Origin of the sequence: Streptomyces sp. NPDC048361, from assembly GCF_040651795.1 — a bacterium.
Taxonomy (GTDB): domain Bacteria; phylum Actinomycetota; class Actinomycetes; order Streptomycetales; family Streptomycetaceae; genus Streptomyces.
Window position 1 is genome coordinate 1 of record NZ_JBEZKW010000098.1, and the last position, 19,675, is coordinate 19,675.

The 19,675-nt window shown below is 68.9% G+C and carries 20 protein-coding genes and 1 pseudogene; 14 read left to right on the plus strand and 7 right to left on the minus strand.

Features of this window, described 5'->3' with window-relative positions; all coding sequences use genetic code 11:
- The 8 genes from AB0D31_RS32995 to AB0D31_RS33030 all read left to right on the plus strand — a co-directional run.
- Positions 1-389: sigma-70 family RNA polymerase sigma factor (locus AB0D31_RS32995; protein WP_362730072.1), on the plus strand; the 389-nt coding region annotated here is incomplete at its 5' end.
- 271 nt (positions 390-660) lie between these two features.
- Positions 661-1,185: a hypothetical protein gene (locus tag AB0D31_RS33000; RefSeq protein ID WP_362730075.1), complete on the plus strand. Its 525-nt coding sequence runs from the start codon at positions 661-663 to the stop codon at positions 1,183-1,185.
- 375 nt (positions 1,186-1,560) lie between these two features.
- The gene (locus AB0D31_RS33005; RefSeq protein WP_362730078.1) at positions 1,561-2,403 is read left to right on the plus strand and encodes a hypothetical protein; all 843 of its coding nucleotides are present in this window, start codon (positions 1,561-1,563) and stop codon (positions 2,401-2,403) included.
- Between the two features lie 211 nt (positions 2,404-2,614).
- The gene (locus AB0D31_RS33010) at positions 2,615-3,556 is read left to right on the plus strand and encodes an ABC transporter ATP-binding protein (RefSeq protein ID WP_362730081.1); all 942 of its coding nucleotides are present in this window, start codon (positions 2,615-2,617) and stop codon (positions 3,554-3,556) included.
- A complete protein-coding gene (locus AB0D31_RS33015; protein WP_362730084.1) occupies positions 3,553-4,926 on the plus strand; it encodes an ABC transporter permease in 1,374 nt (457 codons plus the stop codon). The genes AB0D31_RS33010 and AB0D31_RS33015 overlap by 4 nt, the downstream gene beginning before the upstream one ends.
- Positions 4,927-5,192: 266 nt before the next feature.
- Positions 5,193-7,892: a bifunctional YncE family protein/alkaline phosphatase family protein gene (locus tag AB0D31_RS33020; RefSeq protein WP_362730087.1), complete on the plus strand. Its 2,700-nt coding sequence runs from the start codon at positions 5,193-5,195 to the stop codon at positions 7,890-7,892.
- A 414-nt stretch (positions 7,893-8,306) separates the two neighbouring features.
- Complete coding sequence (locus AB0D31_RS33025) at positions 8,307-8,987, plus strand: M15 family metallopeptidase (protein ID WP_362730090.1); 681 nt, start codon at positions 8,307-8,309, stop codon at positions 8,985-8,987.
- A gap of 162 nt (positions 8,988-9,149) precedes the next feature.
- Entirely contained in the window at positions 9,150-9,971 is an 822-nt protein-coding gene (locus AB0D31_RS33030; RefSeq protein WP_362730093.1) for an alpha/beta hydrolase, read from the plus strand.
- A 108-nt stretch (positions 9,972-10,079) separates the two neighbouring features.
- Here AB0D31_RS33030 and AB0D31_RS33035 read toward each other — a convergent pair whose 3' ends face one another.
- The 3 genes from AB0D31_RS33035 to AB0D31_RS33045 form a co-directional block, all read right to left on the minus strand.
- The gene (locus AB0D31_RS33035) at positions 10,080-10,445 is read right to left on the minus strand and encodes an STAS domain-containing protein (RefSeq protein ID WP_362730096.1); all 366 of its coding nucleotides are present in this window, start codon (positions 10,443-10,445) and stop codon (positions 10,080-10,082) included.
- On the minus strand, positions 10,442-11,851 hold the full coding sequence (locus AB0D31_RS33040) for a SpoIIE family protein phosphatase (protein WP_362730099.1): 1,410 nt from the start codon (positions 11,849-11,851) through the stop codon (positions 10,442-10,444). The genes AB0D31_RS33035 and AB0D31_RS33040 overlap by 4 nt, the downstream gene beginning before the upstream one ends.
- A gap of 198 nt (positions 11,852-12,049) precedes the next feature.
- Positions 12,050-12,775, minus strand: a complete 726-nt coding sequence (locus tag AB0D31_RS33045) for a leucine-rich repeat domain-containing protein (protein ID WP_362730102.1) — start codon at positions 12,773-12,775, stop codon at positions 12,050-12,052.
- 334 nt (positions 12,776-13,109) lie between these two features.
- Between AB0D31_RS33045 and AB0D31_RS33050 the strand changes: the two genes are divergently transcribed.
- Positions 13,110-13,469, plus strand: a complete 360-nt coding sequence (locus AB0D31_RS33050; RefSeq protein ID WP_362730105.1) for a WhiB family transcriptional regulator — start codon at positions 13,110-13,112, stop codon at positions 13,467-13,469.
- Between the two features lie 253 nt (positions 13,470-13,722).
- Here the strand turns inward: AB0D31_RS33050 and AB0D31_RS33055 are convergent, their stop codons facing one another.
- Positions 13,723-14,214 carry an ATP-binding protein gene (locus AB0D31_RS33055; RefSeq protein ID WP_362730108.1) on the minus strand — a complete coding sequence of 164 codons (492 nt, stop codon included), beginning with the start codon at positions 14,212-14,214 and terminating at the stop codon, positions 13,723-13,725.
- A 145-nt stretch (positions 14,215-14,359) separates the two neighbouring features.
- Here AB0D31_RS33055 and AB0D31_RS33060 point away from each other — a divergent pair, with 145 nt between their 5' ends.
- Together AB0D31_RS33060 and AB0D31_RS33065 are read left to right on the plus strand one after the other, a co-directional pair.
- Entirely contained in the window at positions 14,360-14,737 is a 378-nt protein-coding gene (locus AB0D31_RS33060; RefSeq protein ID WP_362730111.1) for an STAS domain-containing protein, read from the plus strand.
- 157 nt (positions 14,738-14,894) lie between these two features.
- Positions 14,895-15,368: a hemerythrin domain-containing protein gene (locus AB0D31_RS33065; protein WP_362730114.1), complete on the plus strand. Its 474-nt coding sequence runs from the start codon at positions 14,895-14,897 to the stop codon at positions 15,366-15,368.
- Between the two features lie 136 nt (positions 15,369-15,504).
- Here the strand turns inward: AB0D31_RS33065 and AB0D31_RS33070 are convergent, their stop codons facing one another.
- Positions 15,505-15,924 (minus strand): ATP-binding protein, encoded by a 420-nt coding sequence (locus tag AB0D31_RS33070; protein ID WP_362730117.1) that lies wholly within the window; start codon positions 15,922-15,924, stop codon positions 15,505-15,507.
- Between the two features lie 241 nt (positions 15,925-16,165).
- Positions 16,166-17,284, minus strand: a complete 1,119-nt coding sequence (locus AB0D31_RS33075; RefSeq protein ID WP_362730120.1) for an NAD(P)/FAD-dependent oxidoreductase — start codon at positions 17,282-17,284, stop codon at positions 16,166-16,168.
- 132 nt (positions 17,285-17,416) lie between these two features.
- On the opposite strand from AB0D31_RS33075, the gene AB0D31_RS33080 reads away from it, so the two are divergent.
- From AB0D31_RS33080 to AB0D31_RS33090, 3 genes and pseudogenes are all read left to right on the plus strand, one after another.
- Positions 17,417-18,109, plus strand: coding sequence for a TetR/AcrR family transcriptional regulator C-terminal domain-containing protein (locus tag AB0D31_RS33080; protein WP_362730123.1), 693 nt, complete (start codon positions 17,417-17,419; stop codon positions 18,107-18,109).
- Positions 18,102-18,200 (plus strand): annotated as a pseudogene (locus AB0D31_RS33085) (flavin reductase family protein); the annotation flags it as partial. The gene AB0D31_RS33080 and the pseudogene AB0D31_RS33085, both read left to right, overlap by 8 nt.
- Positions 18,201-18,223: 23 nt before the next feature.
- Positions 18,224-18,817, plus strand: coding sequence for a phosphohydrolase (locus AB0D31_RS33090; RefSeq protein WP_362730129.1), 594 nt, complete (start codon positions 18,224-18,226; stop codon positions 18,815-18,817).
- 99 nt (positions 18,818-18,916) lie between these two features.
- Here the strand turns inward: AB0D31_RS33090 and AB0D31_RS33095 are convergent, their stop codons facing one another.
- A complete protein-coding gene (locus tag AB0D31_RS33095; protein WP_362730126.1) occupies positions 18,917-19,498 on the minus strand; it encodes a GNAT family N-acetyltransferase in 582 nt (193 codons plus the stop codon).
- Positions 19,499-19,675: the final 177 nt, after the last annotated feature.

The window sequence follows — 19,675 nt, forward strand, 5'->3', positions numbered from 1 at the left end:
GGGAACTCGCCGCGCACCTCGACATGGACGAGGAAGAGATCGTCGAGGGCCTCGTCGCCTCCAACGGCTACACCGCCGGCTCGCTCGACATGTCCACCGACACCGAGGAGGCGGGCGGAACGGCCGGCGGCCGCAGCCTCATCAACTTCATCGGTACGGAGGACCCGGGCATGGAGAAGGTCGAGAACCTCCAGTCCCTCGCTCCGCTGATGGGTGAACTGACCGAGCGCGAACGGCGGATCGTGAGCATGCGGTTCGGCGAGGAACTCACGCAGGCGGAGATCGGCACCGAACTCGGCGTCTCCCAGATGCAGGTCTCACGCCTCCTCTCCCGCATCCTCACCAAGCTCCGCGCCGGCATGACCGAGGACCAGCCCGCACGAGCCTGACCTGCCCTGCCCTGACCTGCCGGAAGAAGACCGGGGGGATGCCCGCGCTGGAGCGGCAGCGACCGCCGCGGGCACGGCACCCCGACTGCATAATCTGCAGCGCAAGTTGCTGCCGCCTCGTCTGCCGATCCCCGACCGAGTGGCCGCAGGCCCCAGCTCAGCTGGTCAGACCCGACCGGCATCAAGGCCCAGAGCCCCAACTCCCTCGCAGTCGATGCGCCGAGACGCCCCCGGGAGGGGTGAGCCCGCAAGGTGTGGGCACACGAACCGCATGCACGGACACCATGCGCGTCCCGCCACCACCCTCTTCGGCCTGGCTCCCGCCGCAAGCTCCGCTTCGGACGGACGAACCGGCGCCAGGCATTCGGGCCTGGGCCGGTTCCGGCTCACCGGTCGGCTGCGACGAAGGATCCTTGCGTATCGAGCGATCGACTTCCTGTCCACGCACATCCCGGACAGCTCCGGCCCCGGCGAAGACTGCCTGCTCCTCGTCCACATACGCCAGGTCGTCGGACAGATCCACTACCGCTACTGCGACCGCTGCACGCAGGGAATCATCACCACCGTCACCATCGACGAACGCTTCCACAGCACCGGCCTCGGCACCCGAGCACTCTCCCACCTCCGCTCCTGCCACCCCGGCACGACCTGGACCAGCACACCCGACACCCCCAGCACCCGCACCACACGCGACCTCATGCGCCGCATGCGTATCCCCACCGCCACCTCCGCACACGCGCCCTGCACGCACATCCTCCAGCCACAGCCCGGAACGCCCCACACCACAACTCCCTGACCCTCTAACCCCCAAACCCCTTGCCGCCGCCCACGCCGCCAGGTAGCCGTGCACCCCGTGCCCCCTGGGCATGCCGTGTAATCCCGGGCACCCCGTATCCATGAAGCCGAACGCGTGTCGCTCGATCCGCCGGATTCGAAGACGACGATCTCCTCGCCCGGCCCATGACGCCGGCGCTGCCTTGGTCGCAGGGAACGGCCCACCGGCCCACTCCCCCGGGCCCCCTCCCCGTCCGCCCCCCAGCCCGATCGTCTACAGTCACGTAGACATTCGTCGGCGGGGGTTTTTCCGCGTCGACTTCAGCAGCTTCAACAGGCCGTGGATCAGGGGCAGTTGAGGATCGCGGCGCTTTGTGCCGAGAGGGCGGGAACGACTATGGGTCAGCCGATCAGTGAGGCCGTGACCAGGCCGGGGTCACCGGGGCACCGGCGCGGAGCCGCGCGTCCCGTCGACGCCGGCTGGAGCAAGGTGCCTCAGGTGACGGCCGTGTTCTGGATCGTCAAAGTGCTGACCACCGGCATGGGCGAGACCGCATCGGACTACCTGGGCCGCACTCTCGGGCCGATCCCGGCCGGCGGCCTCGGGCTCGTGGGGCTGGTCGTCGCCCTGGTGCTCCAGCTCCGCAGCGACCGGTACCGTCCATGGACCTACTGGTCGGCGATCGTCATGGTCAGCGTCTTCGGCACCATGGCCGCCGATGTCGTGCACGTCGTGGCCGGCGTCCCGTACGCCGTCTCCGCGGTGACCTTCGCGGTGGCGCTGGCCGCGATCTTCGTCGCCTGGTACTCCAGCGAGCGGACGCTGTCCATCCACAGCATCCGCACGCGACGCCGTGAGACCTTCTACTGGGCGACCGTTCTCATCACGTTCGCGCTGGGAACCGCACTCGGCGACCTCACCGCGGGCACCCTCGACCTCGGCTACCTCACCTCCGGATTCCTCTTCGCCGCGCTCATCGCGGTACCCGCCCTGTCCGGGCGCTTCCTGGGCCTCAACGCGGTGGCCGCCTTCTGGTCGGCGTACGTCCTGACCCGGCCCTTGGGCGCCTCGTTCGCCGACTGGATGGGAGTACCCGCGAGCCGGGCCGGACTCGGCTGGGGCACCGGACCCGTCACGCTGGCGCTCATCGTGCCGATCGTGGCACTCGTCGCCCTTCTGGCCGCTCGCCACAGGGACACCACCCGAGCCGGCGGCGCGAACCGCGAGCAGATGCCGTAGCCCGGCACCTCCCTAGTTCATCTTCGTCCCCCCGAAGCCGGCCCGGCCGGGGCCCGCCCGGCATTGTCCCGGTCCGGCCCCGTTCGGGCCCTCGCGCGTACACGGACTTGCCCATGCTTTGACGATCCGTTCCCTGGGTGTTCAGCCAGTCACCCGTGTCCCCGCGGCGTGACGTCCCCTAGGTTTCCTGGGACTTGGGGAAGAAGGGACTATGGACGCACTCCTCGCCGTCCGCGCGCGTGGGATCACCAAATGCTTCGGCGACGTCGTCGCGCTCGACGGCGTCGATCTGGATGTGGCCCGGGGCCGGATCCATGGCCTGGTGGGGCCCAACGGCGCCGGCAAGACGACACTGCTCGGTCTCCTGCTCGGTCTTTCCGTCGCGGACAGCGGCAGCGTAGAGATCCTGGGCACACCGGTCGGGCGGGCATCCCATGCTCCCGACGGCATCGCGGGCTTCGTGGACGGCCCCGGCCTCTACCCTTCGCTCACCGCCCGGCAGAACCTCGCGGCGCTGGCCGCCCTTCGCGCAGCCGGCGAACGCATGCCGCGGATCGACGACGTGCTCGACCAGGTCGGGCTGACCGACGTCGCGGACGACCGCACCCGAGGCTTCTCCCTCGGCATGCGTCAACGGCTCGGACTCGCGGCCGCCCTGCTCACCCGCCCTCGGCTTCTCGTACTCGACGAACCGTCCAACGGGCTCGACCCGGCCGGCAAGAAGCACGTGCACGGTGTCCTGACCCGGCTCGCGCAGGAAGGCACGGGCATCGTGCTCTCCAGCCATCGCATGGACGACGTCGAGTCGCTGTGCTCCGATGTCACCATCCTCGCGACGGGACGCGTCGTCTTCTCCGGCCCGTTGAACAAGCTGGCCGCCGAGAACCGCGAACTGCACTACCGGCTGCGCACCTGTGACCCCCGCGCCGCACGTCGGATGGCCGCCGACACGGCCGGGGTGCGGATCGCGGACGACTGCGACACAGACCAGGACACCGACGTGCTCGTGGTGGCCGCACGGGCGGACGCCCTCGACGAACTCGTCGCCGCGCTCGTGCGGTCCGGCATCGCGCTGCGTGAACTCGCTCCCGTGATCTCGCCGTTGGAAGCCGCTTTCCTCGCCCTCACCGACCAGCAGGAGGCCGGCCCATGACCACCACCACGGCCGGCTCCGACATCGCATCCGACACTGCCTCCGACGCCGTCGCTTCCCGCCGCGTCCGCGTGGCACGGGTCTACCGCTTCGAGCTCGTCAAATTGACGTCGCAGTGGCGGATCCGACTTCTCGTCCTCGCCTGCTGGATCGCTCCGGGGCTCTTCGTGGCCGGAGTGGGAGAGCAGAGCACGCTGCCGTCCGACACGCTCTTCGGTCGGTGGATGCACGCCACTGGCTGGGCGGGGCCGCTGGTGATGCTCGGCTTCGCGGGCGTCTGGGCGCTGCCTCTGCTCACCTCGCTCGTTGCCGGCGACGTGTTCGCCGCCGAGGACCGGCTCGGGACCTGGCGGCACCTGCTGGTGGCGGTCCGGTCGCCCCGGCGGATCTTCGTGGCCAAGGCACTGGCTAGCGTCACCGTCATCGTGGTGCTCCTGGCGGGGCTGGCCTGTTCCAGTGCGGCAGGCGGTCTCCTGTCGGTCGGCGACCGTCCGCTGGTCGGGCTCGACGGCAGGCTCCTGTCGCCCGCAGACGCCGCCGTGCGGGTCCTGCTCGCCTGGGCCTGCGCCCTCGCGCCCACCCTCGCGCTCGCCGCGATCGGTCTGCTCGGATCAGTCGCCCTCGGACGGTCCCCGACCGGGCTGCTGCTGCCCGCGCTCATCACGCTCGCGATGCAGGTCGCCCAGATGCTGCCCCTCCCTGTCGCCGTACGCCTCGCCCTGCCCGGCTACGCCTTCATCGTGTGGAACGGCCTGTTCACCAGCCCGGCACAGCTCGGCCCGCTCCTCATCGCCACCGCGGTCGCCCTGGTGTGGGCCACGCTCGCGACGGCGCTGGCGTATCTGCTGTTCGTACGGCGTGACTTCACCAATCCGGCCTACGACGGCTCCGGGCGCCGCGCGGTCGTCGTGGGGCTCCTTCCGCTCGCCGCGCTGACCGCTCTCACCATCGTCCTCGTCACGCCGGCGGCCCCGTCGACGAGCTCCGGAATCGACCGGCCCAAAGTCGAGGGCTCTGTCGCCACGGCATTCGCCCACCTCTATCGCATGCAGACCCGGCAGCTGAACCGTCCCGCCGTCACCGAGACGCAGCTGCGGGCGGTGGCGGCGTGCACCAAGAGCGACGGCCGAGAAGCCCAGGAGGGCGCGGGCAACGACTGGCGGTGCGTCGTGACCTGGCACCTGCCCGGGGTCGCGGTCACGGGGACGGCCGTCTACCAGCTGGACATCGCATCGGACGGCAGGTACGTGGCGGACGGCGACGGCCCCAAGGAGGTCAACGGGTACTTCCTGGTGCGGACTTCGGCCGGGGATACGCCCAACCCGCTGTGGCAGTTCGACGGCAACGTCGAGCTGCTCGACACCCACTGAAGCGCCCGCCCCCAGCCCCGGCCCGGATCCGCCTCCCGATTCGCCATTCGCCCCCCGATTCGCCCCTGGCTCGACACCACCGAAGGGACAGTTCCGTGCAGGTGACACGCCGACGTCGGATCACTGCGAGAGATCACAGAGCCCAGAAAGACCAGACAGCCCAGACAGGCCAGACAGCTCGGGAAGCCGAGGAAGCCCAGGAATCTCAGGGAGCTCAGGAAGCCCCGGGACCTCAGGGAGCTCAGATCGACTTCTTCGGCAGACGCGTGGGCCGCCGCGCCACCCTGGTGACGGCGGGCATCGCCGTCGCCCTCGGTGTCACGGGCACCGCGGTCGCCTCGACGTACCAGTTCGGCACCGAACAGGTCGGCCAGGTCACCGCCCGCGGCCAGGTCGTCTCCAGCGACCAGTACATCGCCCCGTACGGCAGCCGTACCGTTCTCAACGACGGCAAGATCATGTCGTCCTCCCCCAGCCCGGACGGCACCCACCTCGCCGCGACCCTCACCGACGGCGACGCCGCACTGGTGATCATGGACTTGGCTACCGGCCGGGTGAAGCAGCGCGTCGGCACCAACGCGGCCGACGACCTGCGTATCAAGAGCGCCGCGGTCGGCCAGGAGGGCCCGGCGTACTCCCCCGACGGCACGCACCTGTGGCTGGGCCAGAGCGACGGCTACACCACGTTCACCGTGGCCACCGACGGCACCCTGTCCAACCCCGTGACCGTCCCGATCCCGGTCGAGGGTTCCCGGCACGCCCTGGTCGGCGCCGCGGTGTTCTCGGCCGACGGCTCCACCGTGTACGCGGCGGTCAACGGCCAGAACAAGGTGGTCGCCCTCGACGCGGCAACAGGAACCATCAAGCACAGTTGGGCCGTCGGCAACGCCCCCCGCGGCGTGGCTCTGGTGGGCGACAAGCTCTACGTCAGCAACGAGGGCGGGCGTCCGGCAAGGGCGGGCGACACCACGATCAACTCCTACGGCACGCAGGTGCCGGCCGACCCGGCCACCGGAGCCACCACCACCGGCACGGTCAGCGTCATCGGCCTGGCGGACCCGACCGCCGCCGTCGGCAGCATCGGGGTCGGCCTCCACCCGACCGCGGTGTACGCCAAGAACGGCGCGGTGTTCGTCACCAACACCGCCGACAACAGCGTGTCGGTCATCGACTCCCGCAAGGACAGGGTCGTCCAGACGATCGCCACCCGGCCCTGGCCGGAGGCGTCGGTCGGCTTCGAGCCCAATGCGGTGACCCTCACCGACGACGGGCACCTGCTCGTGACGCTCGGTCGCGCCGACGCGGTGGCCGTCTACCGCTACAACTCCCCACAGCAGCCCGCGAGTTACGTCGGTCTGCTCCCCACGGACTACTTCCCCGCGGAGATCACCACCGTCGGCAAGAAGGTGGTCGTCTCCAACACCCGGGGTATCGACGCCCGCCGTCCCGGCGCGGCGGGCAGCACCGGTCACGGCACCCATGACACGACGTCGAGCCTGACGCAGTTCACCCTGCCCGGCGACCACGTCATCAGGAACCAGACGGCCAAGGTCTTTCGGCAGAACGGCTGGACCACAGGCTCGGTCACCTCGGCCAAAAACGAGACCCACGCGAAGCCCGTACCGGTCCCCGCCCGCCTCGGCGACCCCTCGACGATCAAACATGTCTTCCTGCTCGTCAAGGAGAACCGGACCTACGACCAGGTCCTCGGCGACCTGCCGCAGGGCAACGGCGACCCGTCGCTCACCCAGTTCGGCAAGAACGTGACGCCGAACCAGCACGCTCTGGCCCAGCAGTTCGGGCTGTACGACAACTTCTACGACATCGGCACGAACTCGGCCGAGGGCCACAACTGGCTGATGCAGTCCGACAATCCGGAGTACACCGAATCGTCGGCCGGCGAGTACACCCGCAGTTACGACACCGAGGACGACGCCCTGGGCCACCAGAAGTCCGGCTTCATCTGGACCGGGGCGCAGGCCGCAGGCAAGTCCGTCAAGGACTACGGCGAGTTCCAGTCGCTGGAGAGCAAGCCGTCCGGCGCGACCTGGCAGAACCTGTACTGCGACTCGAAAAACATGGCCCCGACCGGTCAGGGGACCGCCTATCCCATCCAGACCGGCTCGGCGATCCCGTCGCTCAACAAGGTCTCGGTGCCGGGCTTCCCGCTGTTCGACCTGGGCGTCCCGGACATCTACAAGAACGAGATCTGGAAGCAGGACTTCGAGAAGAACGGTCCGGCGAACCTGAACATGTTCTGGTTCTCCAACGACCACACCGGTGGCCCGGCGAACCCTGCCGCCGAGGTGGCGGACAACGACCTCGCGGTCGGCCGGATGGTCGACGAGATCTCGCACAGCAAGTACTGGAAGGACTCGGCGATCTTCGTCGTCGAGGACGACTCCCAGGCCGGCCTCGACCACGTCGACGGCCACCGAGCCCCGGTCCAGATCATCAGCCCGTGGGCCGCGCACGGCACCGTCGACCACCGCTACTACTCGCAGATCACGATGATCCGCACCATCGAGCAGATCCTCGGGATCCACCCGATGAACCAGAAGGACAGCGCGGCCACCCCGATGACCGGGGCGTTCACCCGCAAGCCCGACAACACGCCCTTCAGGGCCGTCCCCAACCGGACCTCACTCACTCTCGGCGTGACCCCCCAGCCGTCCTGCGGCACGGACACCCCGGCCCCGCAGGACACAGCGGCGGCGCCCGCGCCGACGACGGTGCAGGTGCCACCGGCCGAGCAGAAGCTCGCGGCGCAGTGGAAGACCTGGGCATCGCACCAACGGCTGACCGGCTCGAAGGCCGTGCCCGACTACGCCAACCCCACGCAGATGAACCGGTACACGTGGTACCAGACCCACAACTGGACCACGCCGTACCCGGGCGACGGCAAGCTCTATGCCCCCGCTGACGTACCGGGCGCCTACCTGCCGTCGCCCGAGTCCGACGGCTGACAGAACCCGATCCGCGGCACCCGTGGCCCCCGCACGATGTCGTCATCGACCGGGGGCCACGGTTAGCACGGGTATCACGTGTACCACGGGTACCACGTGAGCCACAGGTGTCATGACGACCGCCGGATCTCGGTGCCACGTATCGCAAGCAGTGGACGGGCCCGAAGATGTGAAGCCCAGGTCCGGCCCGTCCGCCCTTCCGTCCGTCGCCGTCCGTCGCCGTCCGTCGCCGTCCGTCGCCGTCCGCTGCTGAAGGTCGAGTTGGTACTGGTGGGTCGCGATCTTCGACGCCCGCCTGATCATGAACGACGCACGACGGGAGGGACCGCTGCATTCGGGGGAAGTTTCCACCCGGTGATCCATACACTCGGCGACAAGCGTGACCGGACGGGCAGGACGCGCTAAGCCTGTCCGGTGATCAAGATCCGGTCCCGCACCGCCGTCGCCCTCGCGATGTACGCCCTGTCCCTCTGCGCCCTCCCAGCCCCTGTCGCCGATGCTCACCAGCAGGTCACTACGCTCGACCCGCTCGACGCAGTCGTCACCGCCGTCCCGCCGGACAAACTGGGCCTCAGCTGGCACCCCGGCTGCCCGGTACCGGCGTCCGATCTGCGTCTCGTTCAGATGAACCACTGGGGGTTCGACGACCAGGTGCACCGCGGCGAACTCGTCGTGCGCGCACGGGCGGTGGCCCCTTTGCTCCAGGTCTTCGGGCAGGCCCTGGAAGCGAAGTTTCCCATCCGGCAGATGCGGGTGATGGCCGAGTTCGACGGCGACGACGAAGCGGCGATGGCCGCCGACAACACCTCGGCCTTCAACTGCCGTGCGGTGACCGGCGATCCGTCCGAGGTGTCGCAGCACTCCTACGGGGACGCGGTCGACATCAACACCCTGGAGAACCCATACGTCGATGTGAACGAGAAGGTCTACCCGGCAGCCGGTGCCGCCTTCCTGGACCGGTCACGCCAGGCGAAGGGCATGATCCATCCCGGAGATGTGATCATGCAGGCGATGCGTGGCGTGGGCTGGCAATGGGGCGGCCGCTGGAGCCCGCCGGACTACCAGCACTTTTCCGCGAATGGACGTTCGGCGTGAGCGCAGTCGGTTCCGTACGACACTGCTCCCATTGAGGTGCTGCTCCGGAGACATTTCCCCGTGCCGAGCGGTATGTCGCACGAGGTACCCCCTTAGCCATGGGGCATCGGGGCACGCTCCAAGGGAACGATGTTGTTCCTGCGGAAGGATGTGAGTGGGCTGATGGAGTGGGTACTTGACCAGGAATGCGCGACCCCTGAAGGAGTGATGCGGTGGGGGGCCCTGGGTAGCGGAGACCCCATCGTGCTCGTGCACGGCACACCGTATTCCTCCCTCCTGTGGCGGGAGATCGCTCCGGCACTCGCCATGACGCACAAGGTCTTCTTTTTCGACCATCTCGGCTTCGGCCGGTCCGACAAGCGCGAGGGGCAGGACCTCAGCCTGGCGGCGCACGCGAGGCGCTTCGCCCGGCTGCTCGACCATTGGGAGCTGTCCCGCCCCAGCGTCGTCGCCCACGACATCGGCGGTGCGGTGGCGCTGCGGACCTTGCTGCTGGAACAACGGAGCTATCGGGATCTGACCCTCTTCGACGCGGTGAGCGGCGGCGAGTGGGAGCGAGGGCTCTTCAAACTCTTCCTGGAGCACAAGGACGTCTTCCAGGCACTACCGGACTACGCCCACGAAGCGCTGGTCGCCGCTCACCTACGGCACGCCACGCACACCGGGTTCCGGCCGGGTGTCCTCGACGCGTTCCTCGCGCCATGGCGGGGGCCCTCTGGCCAGGCGGCGTTCTACCGCCAGTACAGCCAGATCAGGCAGGAGGACACGCGCGCGTACGAGCACCTGCTGGGCGATCTGTCGCTCCCGGTGCGGCTCGTCTGGGGTCGCGAAGACCGCATCCTTCCTCCGAAGTACGCCGAGTGGCTGCACGAACGCGTCCCGCACGCCGAACTGCACTGGATCGAGGGGGCCGGCCACCTCCTCCAGGAAGACGCACCGGGCCGGCTGGTGGCCTGCCTCACAGCCGGCTTTCGCTCGACCTGACCCGCAGCACGCCGATGCAGGCTCGGTTGAGGAAGTGTGATCCTGCCCGAGGGCACAGGCGCCCAACGGCAGCTGCGCCGTGGGCCCCGTTCGTCGGAGGGGTGGCGCTCAGGACGGGTCGTCAGTACGCGTCCACGTGGCGACGGCCTGGTCGGCGGTGGGGAACACCGGCAGTACCCGGTCGAGGCCGACGATGGCGAACATCCGGACGGTGCCTGCCGGAACAGCGGCCAGCGCGAACAAGGCGCTGTCCCGGATGGCGCGGTTGCGGGCGGCGAGCAGGACGCTGATGCCGGAGGAGTCGCAGAAGGTGAGGTGCGTCAGGTCGACGGTGAGCTGCTGGCCGGTGTGGAGTTCGAGGGCCAGGAGGGCCTGGTGAACCTGGAGGACCGTGTCGTGGTCGAGTTCACCGGTCAGGGCCATGATGGGACCGGCGGAGCTCGCGGTGGTCGTGATGTTCAGCTGGGTACTCATGCAGGCCTGCCTTCAGCAGGTCGGGCGGGCACGCTCAGGGCGAGGACGGCGGTGTCGTCGTCCACGCCGTCACCGAAGGTGTCCAGCAGGTCGGCCACCGCCGCCACGGTTGCGGTGGCGGTGGTGGGGGCCAGGGCGGCGGCGAAATCTACGAGTGCTTCGTCGCCGTAGCGGTCGCGGTTTGGTACGGCGGTGTGGGCTTCGGTGAGACCGTCGGTGTAGAGCAGCAGCGTGTCGCCGGGTTGCAGCGTCACGTCGGTGGTGGCGATGTACGGGTCGGGCAGTACGCCGATCAGCTGGCCGTGCCGGGTGTGCAGTACGTCGACGGTGCCGTCGGCGCGCAGCAGCAGCGCCGGCGGGTGTCCGCCCGCGGCCAGCGTCAGCGAGAACGCCCCGGTCTCGTGCCCATCGCTGCCGGTGGCGGTGGCCGGGGTCAGGACGCCGAACACCACGGTGCAGAACCGCGGCATGAACCCCTGGTGCTCATAGGCCAGAACGGTGTTGAGGTTGCGCAGCACGGCGGCGGGATCGGGATCGTAGGCCGCGGCTGCGCGCAGGGTGTAGCGGGCCAGTGAGGTGACGGCCGCCGCTTGTGCGCCCTTGCCGCACACGTCCCCGAGGAAGAGCCCCCAGCGTCCCTCGCCCAGCGGGAACAGGTCGTAGAAGTCGCCGCCGACCTCGTCGACGGAGGCCACGTGGTAGGAGGCGGCGACGTCCAGGCCCGGCACCGGTGTCAGTACGGGCGGCAGCAGGGTCTGCTGGAGGGTTCGGGTCAGCACCGCCAGCCGTGCCCGCTCGACCTCGACCGCGGCGGAGGCTTGCTCGGCACGCGCCGTGGCCGCCTCCGCGGCGGCCTGGGCCGCTTCGGCTGCCGCCTGGGCGGCGCGTGCGACCTGGCTGGCGCGCAGCAGCTCCGTCTCGTAGGCACGGCGCTCGCGGGCGTCGAAGAGTGTGGTGCGGATCAGCAAGGGCCGCCCGTCTTCGCCGGTTCTCACCGTAGAAGTGACCAGCACCGGAAGCCGGCCCCCGTCCGCGGTCTTCAGCTCCAGGGCGATGCCGTTGACCTCCCCCCGCATGAGCAGCAGGGGAGCGAAATGCGTTTCGTGGTAGAGCTTGCCGCCCACGGTGAGCAGGTCCGCGAACCGCGTTCCCACGAGGTCCGGGCGGCTGCGGCCGAGCCAGTCCAGCAGCGTGGCGTTGACTTTGGCGATCGTTCCGTCGAGCAGCGTCGACAGATACCCGAACGGGGCGTTGTCGTACAGGTCCTCGACGCTGTCCTCAAGGAACTCGGAGATCGGTGCCTGCTCGTCCGGCTCCCCATGCCTCTGCTCATCGCCCCGGCTCCCCCTCCCGCCCCTGCCCTTGGCCTCGCCGGACGAGGCATTCCGATCGCTGCCACCCGCCATCAGGCGACCCCATGGGCAAAGCCTGCGGCAGAGCCGCTCCGGCGCGGGGCCGACTCGACGCCGGCAGGCACGGGCACCGCCATCGCTCGACTGGGCCGGCTGGGCCGTCGCCCTGCGGCCGCCGCGTTGCCCCTTTGTCCGGTATCCACACCCGCATCCTGCCACCTCTGCCTCGCGCAGAGCGTGGTGTCATCCCGGTCACGTAAAGACCACGCACCCTTGCCGCTCCAGCCGGCTGAGGAGCGGCAAGGAGGGATCGACCTCGTTCCAGCGCAGATCCAGTTTCTCCAGCGATGGCAGGAGGGCGAGCCAATCGGGCAGGTGGCCGAGGCGGTTGCTCCGCAGGTCGATCTGGCGCAGATGGGGGAGGCCGGCCAACGAGTACGGAACGTCGGACAAGTGGTTCTCGCGCAGGTCCAGGTGGCGCAGTTCGATCAGTTCGCCTGTCGAGGACGGGAGGTGCTCGATCGCGTTTCCTCGGAGCCACAGCTCACGCAGGTCACGGAGCCGGCCGATGGCTTTGGGCAGGGTGGCGAGTTGGTTGTGTTGTGCCCTGAGTTCGATGAGCCCGGTCATCCCCCCGATGGCTTCCGGCAGGGCGGTGAGGGAGTTCTCACCGACGTTGAGGTAACGCAACCGGGTCAGGCTTCCCAGCGCATCGGGAATCCGTGACAGCTGGTTGTCGTGCAGGTAGAGGCAGTCGCTGAGTTCGGTCAGTTTGCCGAGCTCTTCGGGCACCGACGTCAGCGCGTTGTGGCCGAGGTCCAGGGTGTTCAGCTGGTGGAGCCGGCCGATGCCGGGCGGGAGGGTGGTGAGCCCGTTGTCCGCGAGGATCAGTACCCGGAGGTCGGTCCGCCGCCAGACCGAATCGGGTACCTCTCCGAGCTGTCGACGCCAGAGGTTCAGCGTTTGCTGCACGGTCATCTCCCGTTCGTCAGCGGTCTTCGGCCTCGATTCTCGGCCCTCCGACACTCTGGAGTCCTGGCTCAGTACGGATCTCCCCGGTGAACCGCACGTCGGCTCGGCCCCGCAGAGCTGCGCGGATGAGCTCACCAGGCGTGCGCGGATGAGCTCACCAGTCCAGGGTCATCCCTCACCAATCGGTCACCAATCCTGGTCCTTTCTGCCGTGCGAAATCACCGGATGGGGGTATACGTGCGGCGAGGGCGGCGCACACCCCGCGGGACAGCCACCGATCGCGCATCCCGCTGTGACTCGGCGGACCTCCCTGGCAAGTGACGAACGTACGAAGGGGCCAATGGTGTTGCTGGGCTGGAGCGACCAGGCAGTTTGCAAGGAGACCGACGCGGATGCGATGTTCGCCGAAGGGGCACGCCAACAGGACGCCGTAGCCATGTGCAACAACTGCCCAGTCCGCACGCAATGCCTGGCGCATGCGTTGGACCAGCGCGTCGAGTTCGGGGTCTGGGGCGGCATGACGGAGCGAGAGCGCCGGGCTCTCCTTCGCCGACGGCCGGGTGTCGCCTCCTGGCACGACCTCCTGAGGAGTGCGCAGGCCGAGTACGTCGACCAGCTGGCCCGAGGGCGCGCGATCGTCCCTCGCGGCGGGGCCGAGCAGGGCTATGAAGACCCGGGACACACTGCGACGGCGGCTTGAGTCAAGTTGACCTTTGACGGGCGCTGGCCCAAGGCGCCAAGTAGCCATCGGGCGCGGTCAGTTGGACGGCTGTACAGCTCGCAACCCCGGGCCGAATCACTCACCGTGATAGGTGGACTTGAGCTTGGGCCCGAGGCGGGCCCGGCGCCCGACACGTACACCGGACCCGTGCACCGGACGCGTACACCGGACATGTACACCGGATACGAACGCCTGGTGTCTGGCCGGACGCCTCGCTGGAGCCGTCGACGTGCTATGCGGGGTTCGCGTGGCCGGCTGCGTCATGGAGAGCGATCCTGGCAGTGATGCGCTTGCCGACCCTCTCCCGATGCGCTTCGAACCCTTCCGCGACGGACATGACGATCTCCAGCCCGTGCTGTCCCACCCGGCCTGCGTCCGCAGCTCGCGCGATGGGCAGCACAGGATCGGAATCCCACACCGAGATTCTGACCGTTTCGTCCTGGATACTGAGGTCCAGCAGGACCGGACCCGGGGCGTACTTCACCGCGTTGGTGACGAGTTCGCTGACAACAAGGCGTGTGAGGTCCATGCCACGTTGCGAGATCAGCACACCGTGCTCGGCCTGCGCCAAGGTCAGGAAGCCCGACGCAACTTGGCGGGCTTGGGCAATGCACGGGCCGTCCCCGTCCAGCGCCGCTGCGGCATGTATGGAGCGCCCCGCTTGCTCGCTCGCGTCTTCCCTCTCATCTTCCGTCACCAGGTCTGCTTCCAGCACGGCCATCATTGATTCCCCCTTCAGCGTCAGAGCGCGTACCCGCGCATTCGCGGATCACACCCAGCGCTTCTGTCAGATCCACCACACCCGAGCGCCGCCCGTATCACGCCTGTTGGCACTGTGGTCCGGGGTCTGCATATGCCAGGATCTCCTCATGGCTGAGACAGAGACGGCGGGCACGGAACACGGCGGACAGCCCGAGCAGTTGTCGGTCGTGGCCACCGACGTCGAAGGCGTCCGCGTGATCACCGTGACCGGAGAGATCGACCACCACAGCGGCGATGTCCTCCGCCAGGCCCTGGACGCCACCGGCGCTCCACACGCGCACATCGTCCTCGACCTGCACCAGGTCACGTTCATCGATTCCAGTGGCATCAACATCCTCATTCATGCCCACAACACCCTGACCGGCGACGGCGGTTGGCTGCGCCTGGCCGCACCGACGGAGACCGTGATGCGCACCCTCAGCATCGTCGGGGTGGACACCGTCATCGACTGCCGCGAATCCCTCGAAGAGGCCCTGCACAACTGACGCACGGCCACTGCGAAGCGGCGCGGCGAAGGCCAGAGGTGTCAAGGCCAGAGCATGAGCCATCAGGGGGATGCGCTGTCATAGCCGGCGGGACCGGGGTACACGGTCTCCGGGCGCGCTGTTCGGCGGCCCTGTCGGCGAGCCGGGGAGAGAACCCGTGGATGGCATTGTGCTCCTGAAGGAAGACCACAAGACGGTGGAGAAGCTCTTCAAGGCCTTCGAGAAGGCCGGCGACGAGGCTCACGCCGAGAAGCGGAAGATCGTCGACCAGGTGATCGAGGAACTCACCACTCACACGTGGATCGAGGAGAAGATCTTCTATCCTGCGGCCCGTGAGGCTGCCCCTGACACGAAGGACCAGGCCCTGGAGAGCGTCGAGGAACACCACGTCGTGCTGTGGATGCTCTCCGAGCTCAAGAGCCTTGATCCCAGGGACGAGCGGTTCGACGCCAAGATGACGGTCCTCATGGAGAACGTCCGCCACCATGTGGAGGAAGAGGAGAAGGACTGGTTCCCCGAGCTGCGCAAGGCGATGGGCCGCAATCAGCTGACCGAACTCGGCGAGAAGATGGAGGCGGCTAAGAAGAAGGCCCCCTCCGACCCCCTCGCTGTGCCGAGCGCCGACGACTAGACCTGCGGTCCAGAGGATCCACGGGATCCAGGGAATCCACGGGATCCAGGGGATCTCTAATCGGGTCGGCCGGCGTCAGGGAACGGGTTGACCCCTGGCTACTTCAGTAGTCGTGGGGCCACCGTCGTGGAGTGCGCTAGTGGCTCGCCATGAGGGGCTCTCCACTGCCGACCCGGTGCTTCGCCGGGGCGGCGTCGTCGGCGTGCCACTCTGCTCGGATGGTCTTGCCGCCGGGATGGGGCAGGACGGTGAGCTTGGAGGTGAGGTCTTCGGCGATGTGCCATCCCATACCCCCTCCCTCGGCCAGGTCGGGCCGGCGTGGGGCCGGAAGAGCGCTGCTGGTGTCCTGGACATCGGCGGTCAGGGTCGCGTTCTCGATGCGCAGACACACGTTCCACTCGCCGCGTTCCGTGTGCCGTACGGCGTTGCCGACCAGCTCACTGACGACCAGAACGACCGCCTCGTGGTCGGCCCACGGACAAGCGCTTCGCAGATAGCCGGCGGTGGCGCGGCGGGCCTCGGCAGTGTCTGCCGCACGGGATTCGATGACGAGCATGGGATGCTTCCACCCTTCTTCCAGCAGCGAATGATCCGCCGTGCCCGGCCTCTGCCACGGACTCGGCATACTCCATTGCACCGCCAACCCATCCCTGCGGACATCGGTCATCGAGTTGGTCTCGGTCCCAGCGCCTTGGGACGTTGGTCCCGCCTGCGCACGACGAATGAGCCGAGTGAGCTCAGCGGGGCCGGAGGGCGCGAGGCTGGGAAAACGCGAGGATGGCCGGCCCGCCGTGCGGTCAGGACGGCTGAACCTGGTCGAAGAGGGCAAGTGCCTGTGCGGGGTCCGGGCTCACCAGGCGTTCCAGGCCCGCAGCCGTGATCTTCGCCCACTTGCCGGCCCGTGCCCACATCTGCTCCTCGAAGGCGCGGACGGCCGCATCCAGATCGTCGGGGTCGGCGGCGATGGACTCGGCGAGTTCGGCACCTTCCAGCATCGCGAGGTTCGCGCCCGCTCCCAACGGGGGCATCAGATGGGCGGCGTCGCCCAGGAGCGTTACCCCGGGGACGTGGGTCCAGGTGTGCGAGGCGGGCAGGACGAACAGGGGGCGGTGGGCGAAGGCCGTGCCGTGACGGAGGAGGTCGAGGGCGGGGGCGGCCCATCCGTCGAATCGGGCCAGCAGGCTCGACCGCACGGCCTCGACGTCGGTCAGGTCCAGGTTCGCGTGCCAGGTCGACGGTGCGCGGAACTGGGCGTACACCTTGACGTGCCCGGCATTTCCGCGCTGGGCGACCAGAGCTCGGTTCACGCCGTACACGGCCACGGAACCGTCGCCGATCAATCGGGCCAACTCGGGGTGGCGGCTGTCCACGTCGTGCAGGGAGGTCTCCATCGCGGTGACGCCGGTGTAGTGCGGCGTCACCGGCGAGACTGCCGGGCGGGTCCGGGACCAGGCACCGTCGGCGCCGATCACGAGGTCGAACGTCTCGCGCCGGCCGTCCGCGAAGTGCACCGCGACGCCGTCACGTCCCCCCGGCACCACCTGCCTCACCTCCCGCCCCCACTGGACGTCGAGCGGGCCGAGCAGCAGATCACGCAGATGCCCGCGGTCGATTTCGGGGTTGTTCCGCTCCTCGGGGCGGGGCCGCCAGTCGCGCAGCACGGTCCCGTCCGTGTCCAGGATGCGCATGGCCTGCCCCTCCGGACGGGACAGCGTCTCGAACTCCGCCGAGAGCCCCGCCTTGGCCAAAGCGAGCTGGCCCATGCCGGCGTGCAGGTCAAGCGTGCCGCCTGCGGGGCGGGCGTCGCGGGCGGGGTCGCGTTCCAGGACGGTGACGAGGAGATCGTGGCGGTGCAGGACACGGGCGAAGGTGAGGCCGGCGGGTCCGCTACCGACCACTGCAATGCGATGTCTCATATCGATACACTGTATTTCTACGGGCGGCGCAATACAACGGTGCGGTGCGTGACAGCGGTACGGAGCCGAGCCTGGTGGCCGTACGCCCGCATGGCTGCGCGATACGGTGCATCGCGGCGGTACGGTGTCACCATGACTGTGTGGGACCGACCGGAGCCGCCGGCTCGCCCCGTGCCGCTCGACCGGAAGCGGATTGTCGCCGCCGCCGTGGCACTGGCAGACGAGGGCGGGCTTGAGGCGGTTTCGGTACGTAAGGTGGCCGCGCGCCTGGACGCGGGCCCGATGCGGCTCTACAGATTCGTCTCCTCGATGGAGGAGCTGTTCGACCTCATGGTGGACGAGGTCCAAGGCGAGATCGTGCCCGCTGACCAGCCCGAAGACTGGCGCGAGGCATTGCGCGCCCTCGCCCAGTGCACCAGGCGGGCCGCCCTCCGTCATGAGTGGCTTGCCGATCTGCTCGGCGGTCGTCCTGCCCTGGGGCCGAACGGACTTGCCGTGACCGAGGCCACGCTCGCCCCCTTCGGCGGCCACCCGGATGTCGACACCGTCATGCGGGCCGTGGAAACCGTCAGCGCGTACTTCATCGGCGCGATCAGGCGCGAGATCGCGAATCTGCGGGCCGAACGCGCTACGGGTCTGTCCAAGCACGACTGGCAGCGGGCCTCCGGTCCGCATGTCACGCGCATGCTGGCCACGGGGCGTTTCCCCGCGCTGGCCAGGATGGTGCATGACGGTACGGATGTGGACGCCGAGACATCCTTCACGACCGGCCTGGATTGGGTCCTCGACGCGGTGGCCGCCAAACTCGCGGAGCCGCCGGCCTGATACCTCGCTCGGGGGCAACCTGCCCTCCCCCGCGCAGTGGCGCGCGGTGGAGCGTCTGGCGCCGCTCACCGGCTGCGACCCCGTGCCCTCGATCGTCAGCACCCTGACGCGGTGATGACCAACTCCCCCTTGTCCAGAGCCATGAGCGGCACGGTCGAACCCTCTCTGCTCCCGCTGCCGGCTCGTGTCGCAGACCTTCTGTCGGAACTGGAGAGCCCGCCGCGACTGGCAGCTCACCTGCGTGCAGTCCATGACGTCGCGCACCAGTTGGTCGAGTGGGTGGAACAGCACTACCCCGCCGTCGCCTTCGACCGCGACGCGGTGCTCTTCGGGGCGGCCACGCACGATGTGGGAAAGACGGTGCACCTGGCCGAGCTCTCCGGGCCCGGGTCGGCGCACGAGAAGGCTGGGCAGGCTCTGCTGCTCGGCCACGGCATCAGCCCGGAACTGGCCCGCTTCGCCGCGACGCACGCGACATGGGCGGACGCCGGGGTCGGCCTGGACGACCTCCTCGTCAGCCTCGCCGACAAGATCTGGAAGAACAAGCGTGTTCCCGACCTGGACGATCTCGTCGTGGCCACGCTGGCTCAAGCGACGGGCAGGGCGGCATGGGAGGAGTTCATCGCGCTCGACGAGGTTCTCGCCCGCATCGGCGACGCGGCCGACGACCGCCTGGCATTCCAGGCGTCCTTTCCGATCCACACCTGAGGGTGGCCCACCGTCTGCGGCTGCGGCGGCCCGACGTAGCACCGCTGGCGCCGCCACTAAATTCGGCTCAACGGCCTTCCCTGCAGGGGGCGTTCGGGGTCAGCTCCCGGCCGGCGCCTGCCCGGCGCCCTCCGGCTCTTCGTGCGTCGTGAGCACTTCGGAGGCCGTGGGGATCGTGGGGATCGTGGCGATCGTCAGCATCTTGCTCGTCGTTCCGTCGTCGCCGACCACATCCCGTACGTATCGGAAACCCAGCCGCTCGCACATCGCAAGGCTCGCGGTGTTCTCCGCCCCGACCATGCCCCAGACCTCGGTCAGGCCGAGATCGTCGGCCGCGTGTCTCAGCAGTCCTGTGACGACCTCACCGCCCAGGCCCCGGCCCCAGTACGGGGGCAGGAGAGCCGCCACCAATTCGTGGCCGGGTACGTTCCCGGTCTTCTTCACTTCGGCGTGGCCGACGTACACGCCGTCCTGCCACACACCCCACACGTCGAATCTTCGGCATGGATACACCTCGGCCAGGATCGCCTTGAACAGCGCGCGGATTTCAGGTTCGGGCACCAGGTCCTGGCCCATCCACCTGCACACCTCCTCGTCACGCAGCAGGGCGACGAAGTGCTCTTCGTCCTCGGGCCGGTACGGGATGAAGTGCAGCCGGGCGGTGCGGAGTTCGGGGGTCACGTCGCAATCCTCGGTGTCGGCGCGGGTGGGAGGGCCGAGGGCGGTGGGGCGCCGGGCCGTGGTGCGGGCAGCAGCACGTGGGGAGGGGCTGGGCTGTTGCAGGCGGGGCGGGCGAGGGGGACGTCCTGGGCTGGCAGTACGACATCGTCTGCAACGGCATCGAGCTCTCCTCGGGAG

Bases quoted from the DNA above. Each gene is read 5' to 3' on its own strand.
- AB0D31_RS33080 (WP_362730123.1), top strand. From the start codon at position 17,417: ATGACTGTGTGGGACCGACCGGAGCCGCCGGCTCGCCCCGTGCCGCTC.
- AB0D31_RS33030 (WP_362730093.1), top strand. From the start codon at position 9,150: ATGGAGTGGGTACTTGACCAGGAATGCGCGACCCCTGAAGGAGTGATG.
- AB0D31_RS33000 (WP_362730075.1), top strand. From the start codon at position 661: ATGCACGGACACCATGCGCGTCCCGCCACCACCCTCTTCGGCCTGGCT.
- AB0D31_RS33035 (WP_362730096.1), bottom strand. From the start codon at position 10,445: ATGAGTACCCAGCTGAACATCACGACCACCGCGAGCTCCGCCGGTCCC.
- AB0D31_RS33075 (WP_362730120.1), bottom strand. From the start codon at position 17,284: ATGAGACATCGCATTGCAGTGGTCGGTAGCGGACCCGCCGGCCTCACC.
- AB0D31_RS33040 (WP_362730099.1), bottom strand. From the start codon at position 11,851: ATGGCGGGTGGCAGCGATCGGAATGCCTCGTCCGGCGAGGCCAAGGGC.
- AB0D31_RS33070 (WP_362730117.1), bottom strand. From the start codon at position 15,924: ATGCTCGTCATCGAATCCCGTGCGGCAGACACTGCCGAGGCCCGCCGC.
- AB0D31_RS33045 (WP_362730102.1), bottom strand. From the start codon at position 12,775: ATGACCGTGCAGCAAACGCTGAACCTCTGGCGTCGACAGCTCGGAGAG.
- AB0D31_RS33060 (WP_362730111.1), top strand. From the start codon at position 14,360: ATGGCTGAGACAGAGACGGCGGGCACGGAACACGGCGGACAGCCCGAG.
- AB0D31_RS33055 (WP_362730108.1), bottom strand. From the start codon at position 14,214: ATGATGGCCGTGCTGGAAGCAGACCTGGTGACGGAAGATGAGAGGGAA.
- AB0D31_RS33010 (WP_362730081.1), top strand. From the start codon at position 2,615: ATGGACGCACTCCTCGCCGTCCGCGCGCGTGGGATCACCAAATGCTTC.
- AB0D31_RS33090 (WP_362730129.1), top strand. From the start codon at position 18,224: ATGACCAACTCCCCCTTGTCCAGAGCCATGAGCGGCACGGTCGAACCC.
- AB0D31_RS33015 (WP_362730084.1), top strand. From the start codon at position 3,553: ATGACCACCACCACGGCCGGCTCCGACATCGCATCCGACACTGCCTCC.
- AB0D31_RS33005 (WP_362730078.1), top strand. From the start codon at position 1,561: ATGGGTCAGCCGATCAGTGAGGCCGTGACCAGGCCGGGGTCACCGGGG.
- AB0D31_RS33050 (WP_362730105.1), top strand. From the start codon at position 13,110: ATGGTGTTGCTGGGCTGGAGCGACCAGGCAGTTTGCAAGGAGACCGAC.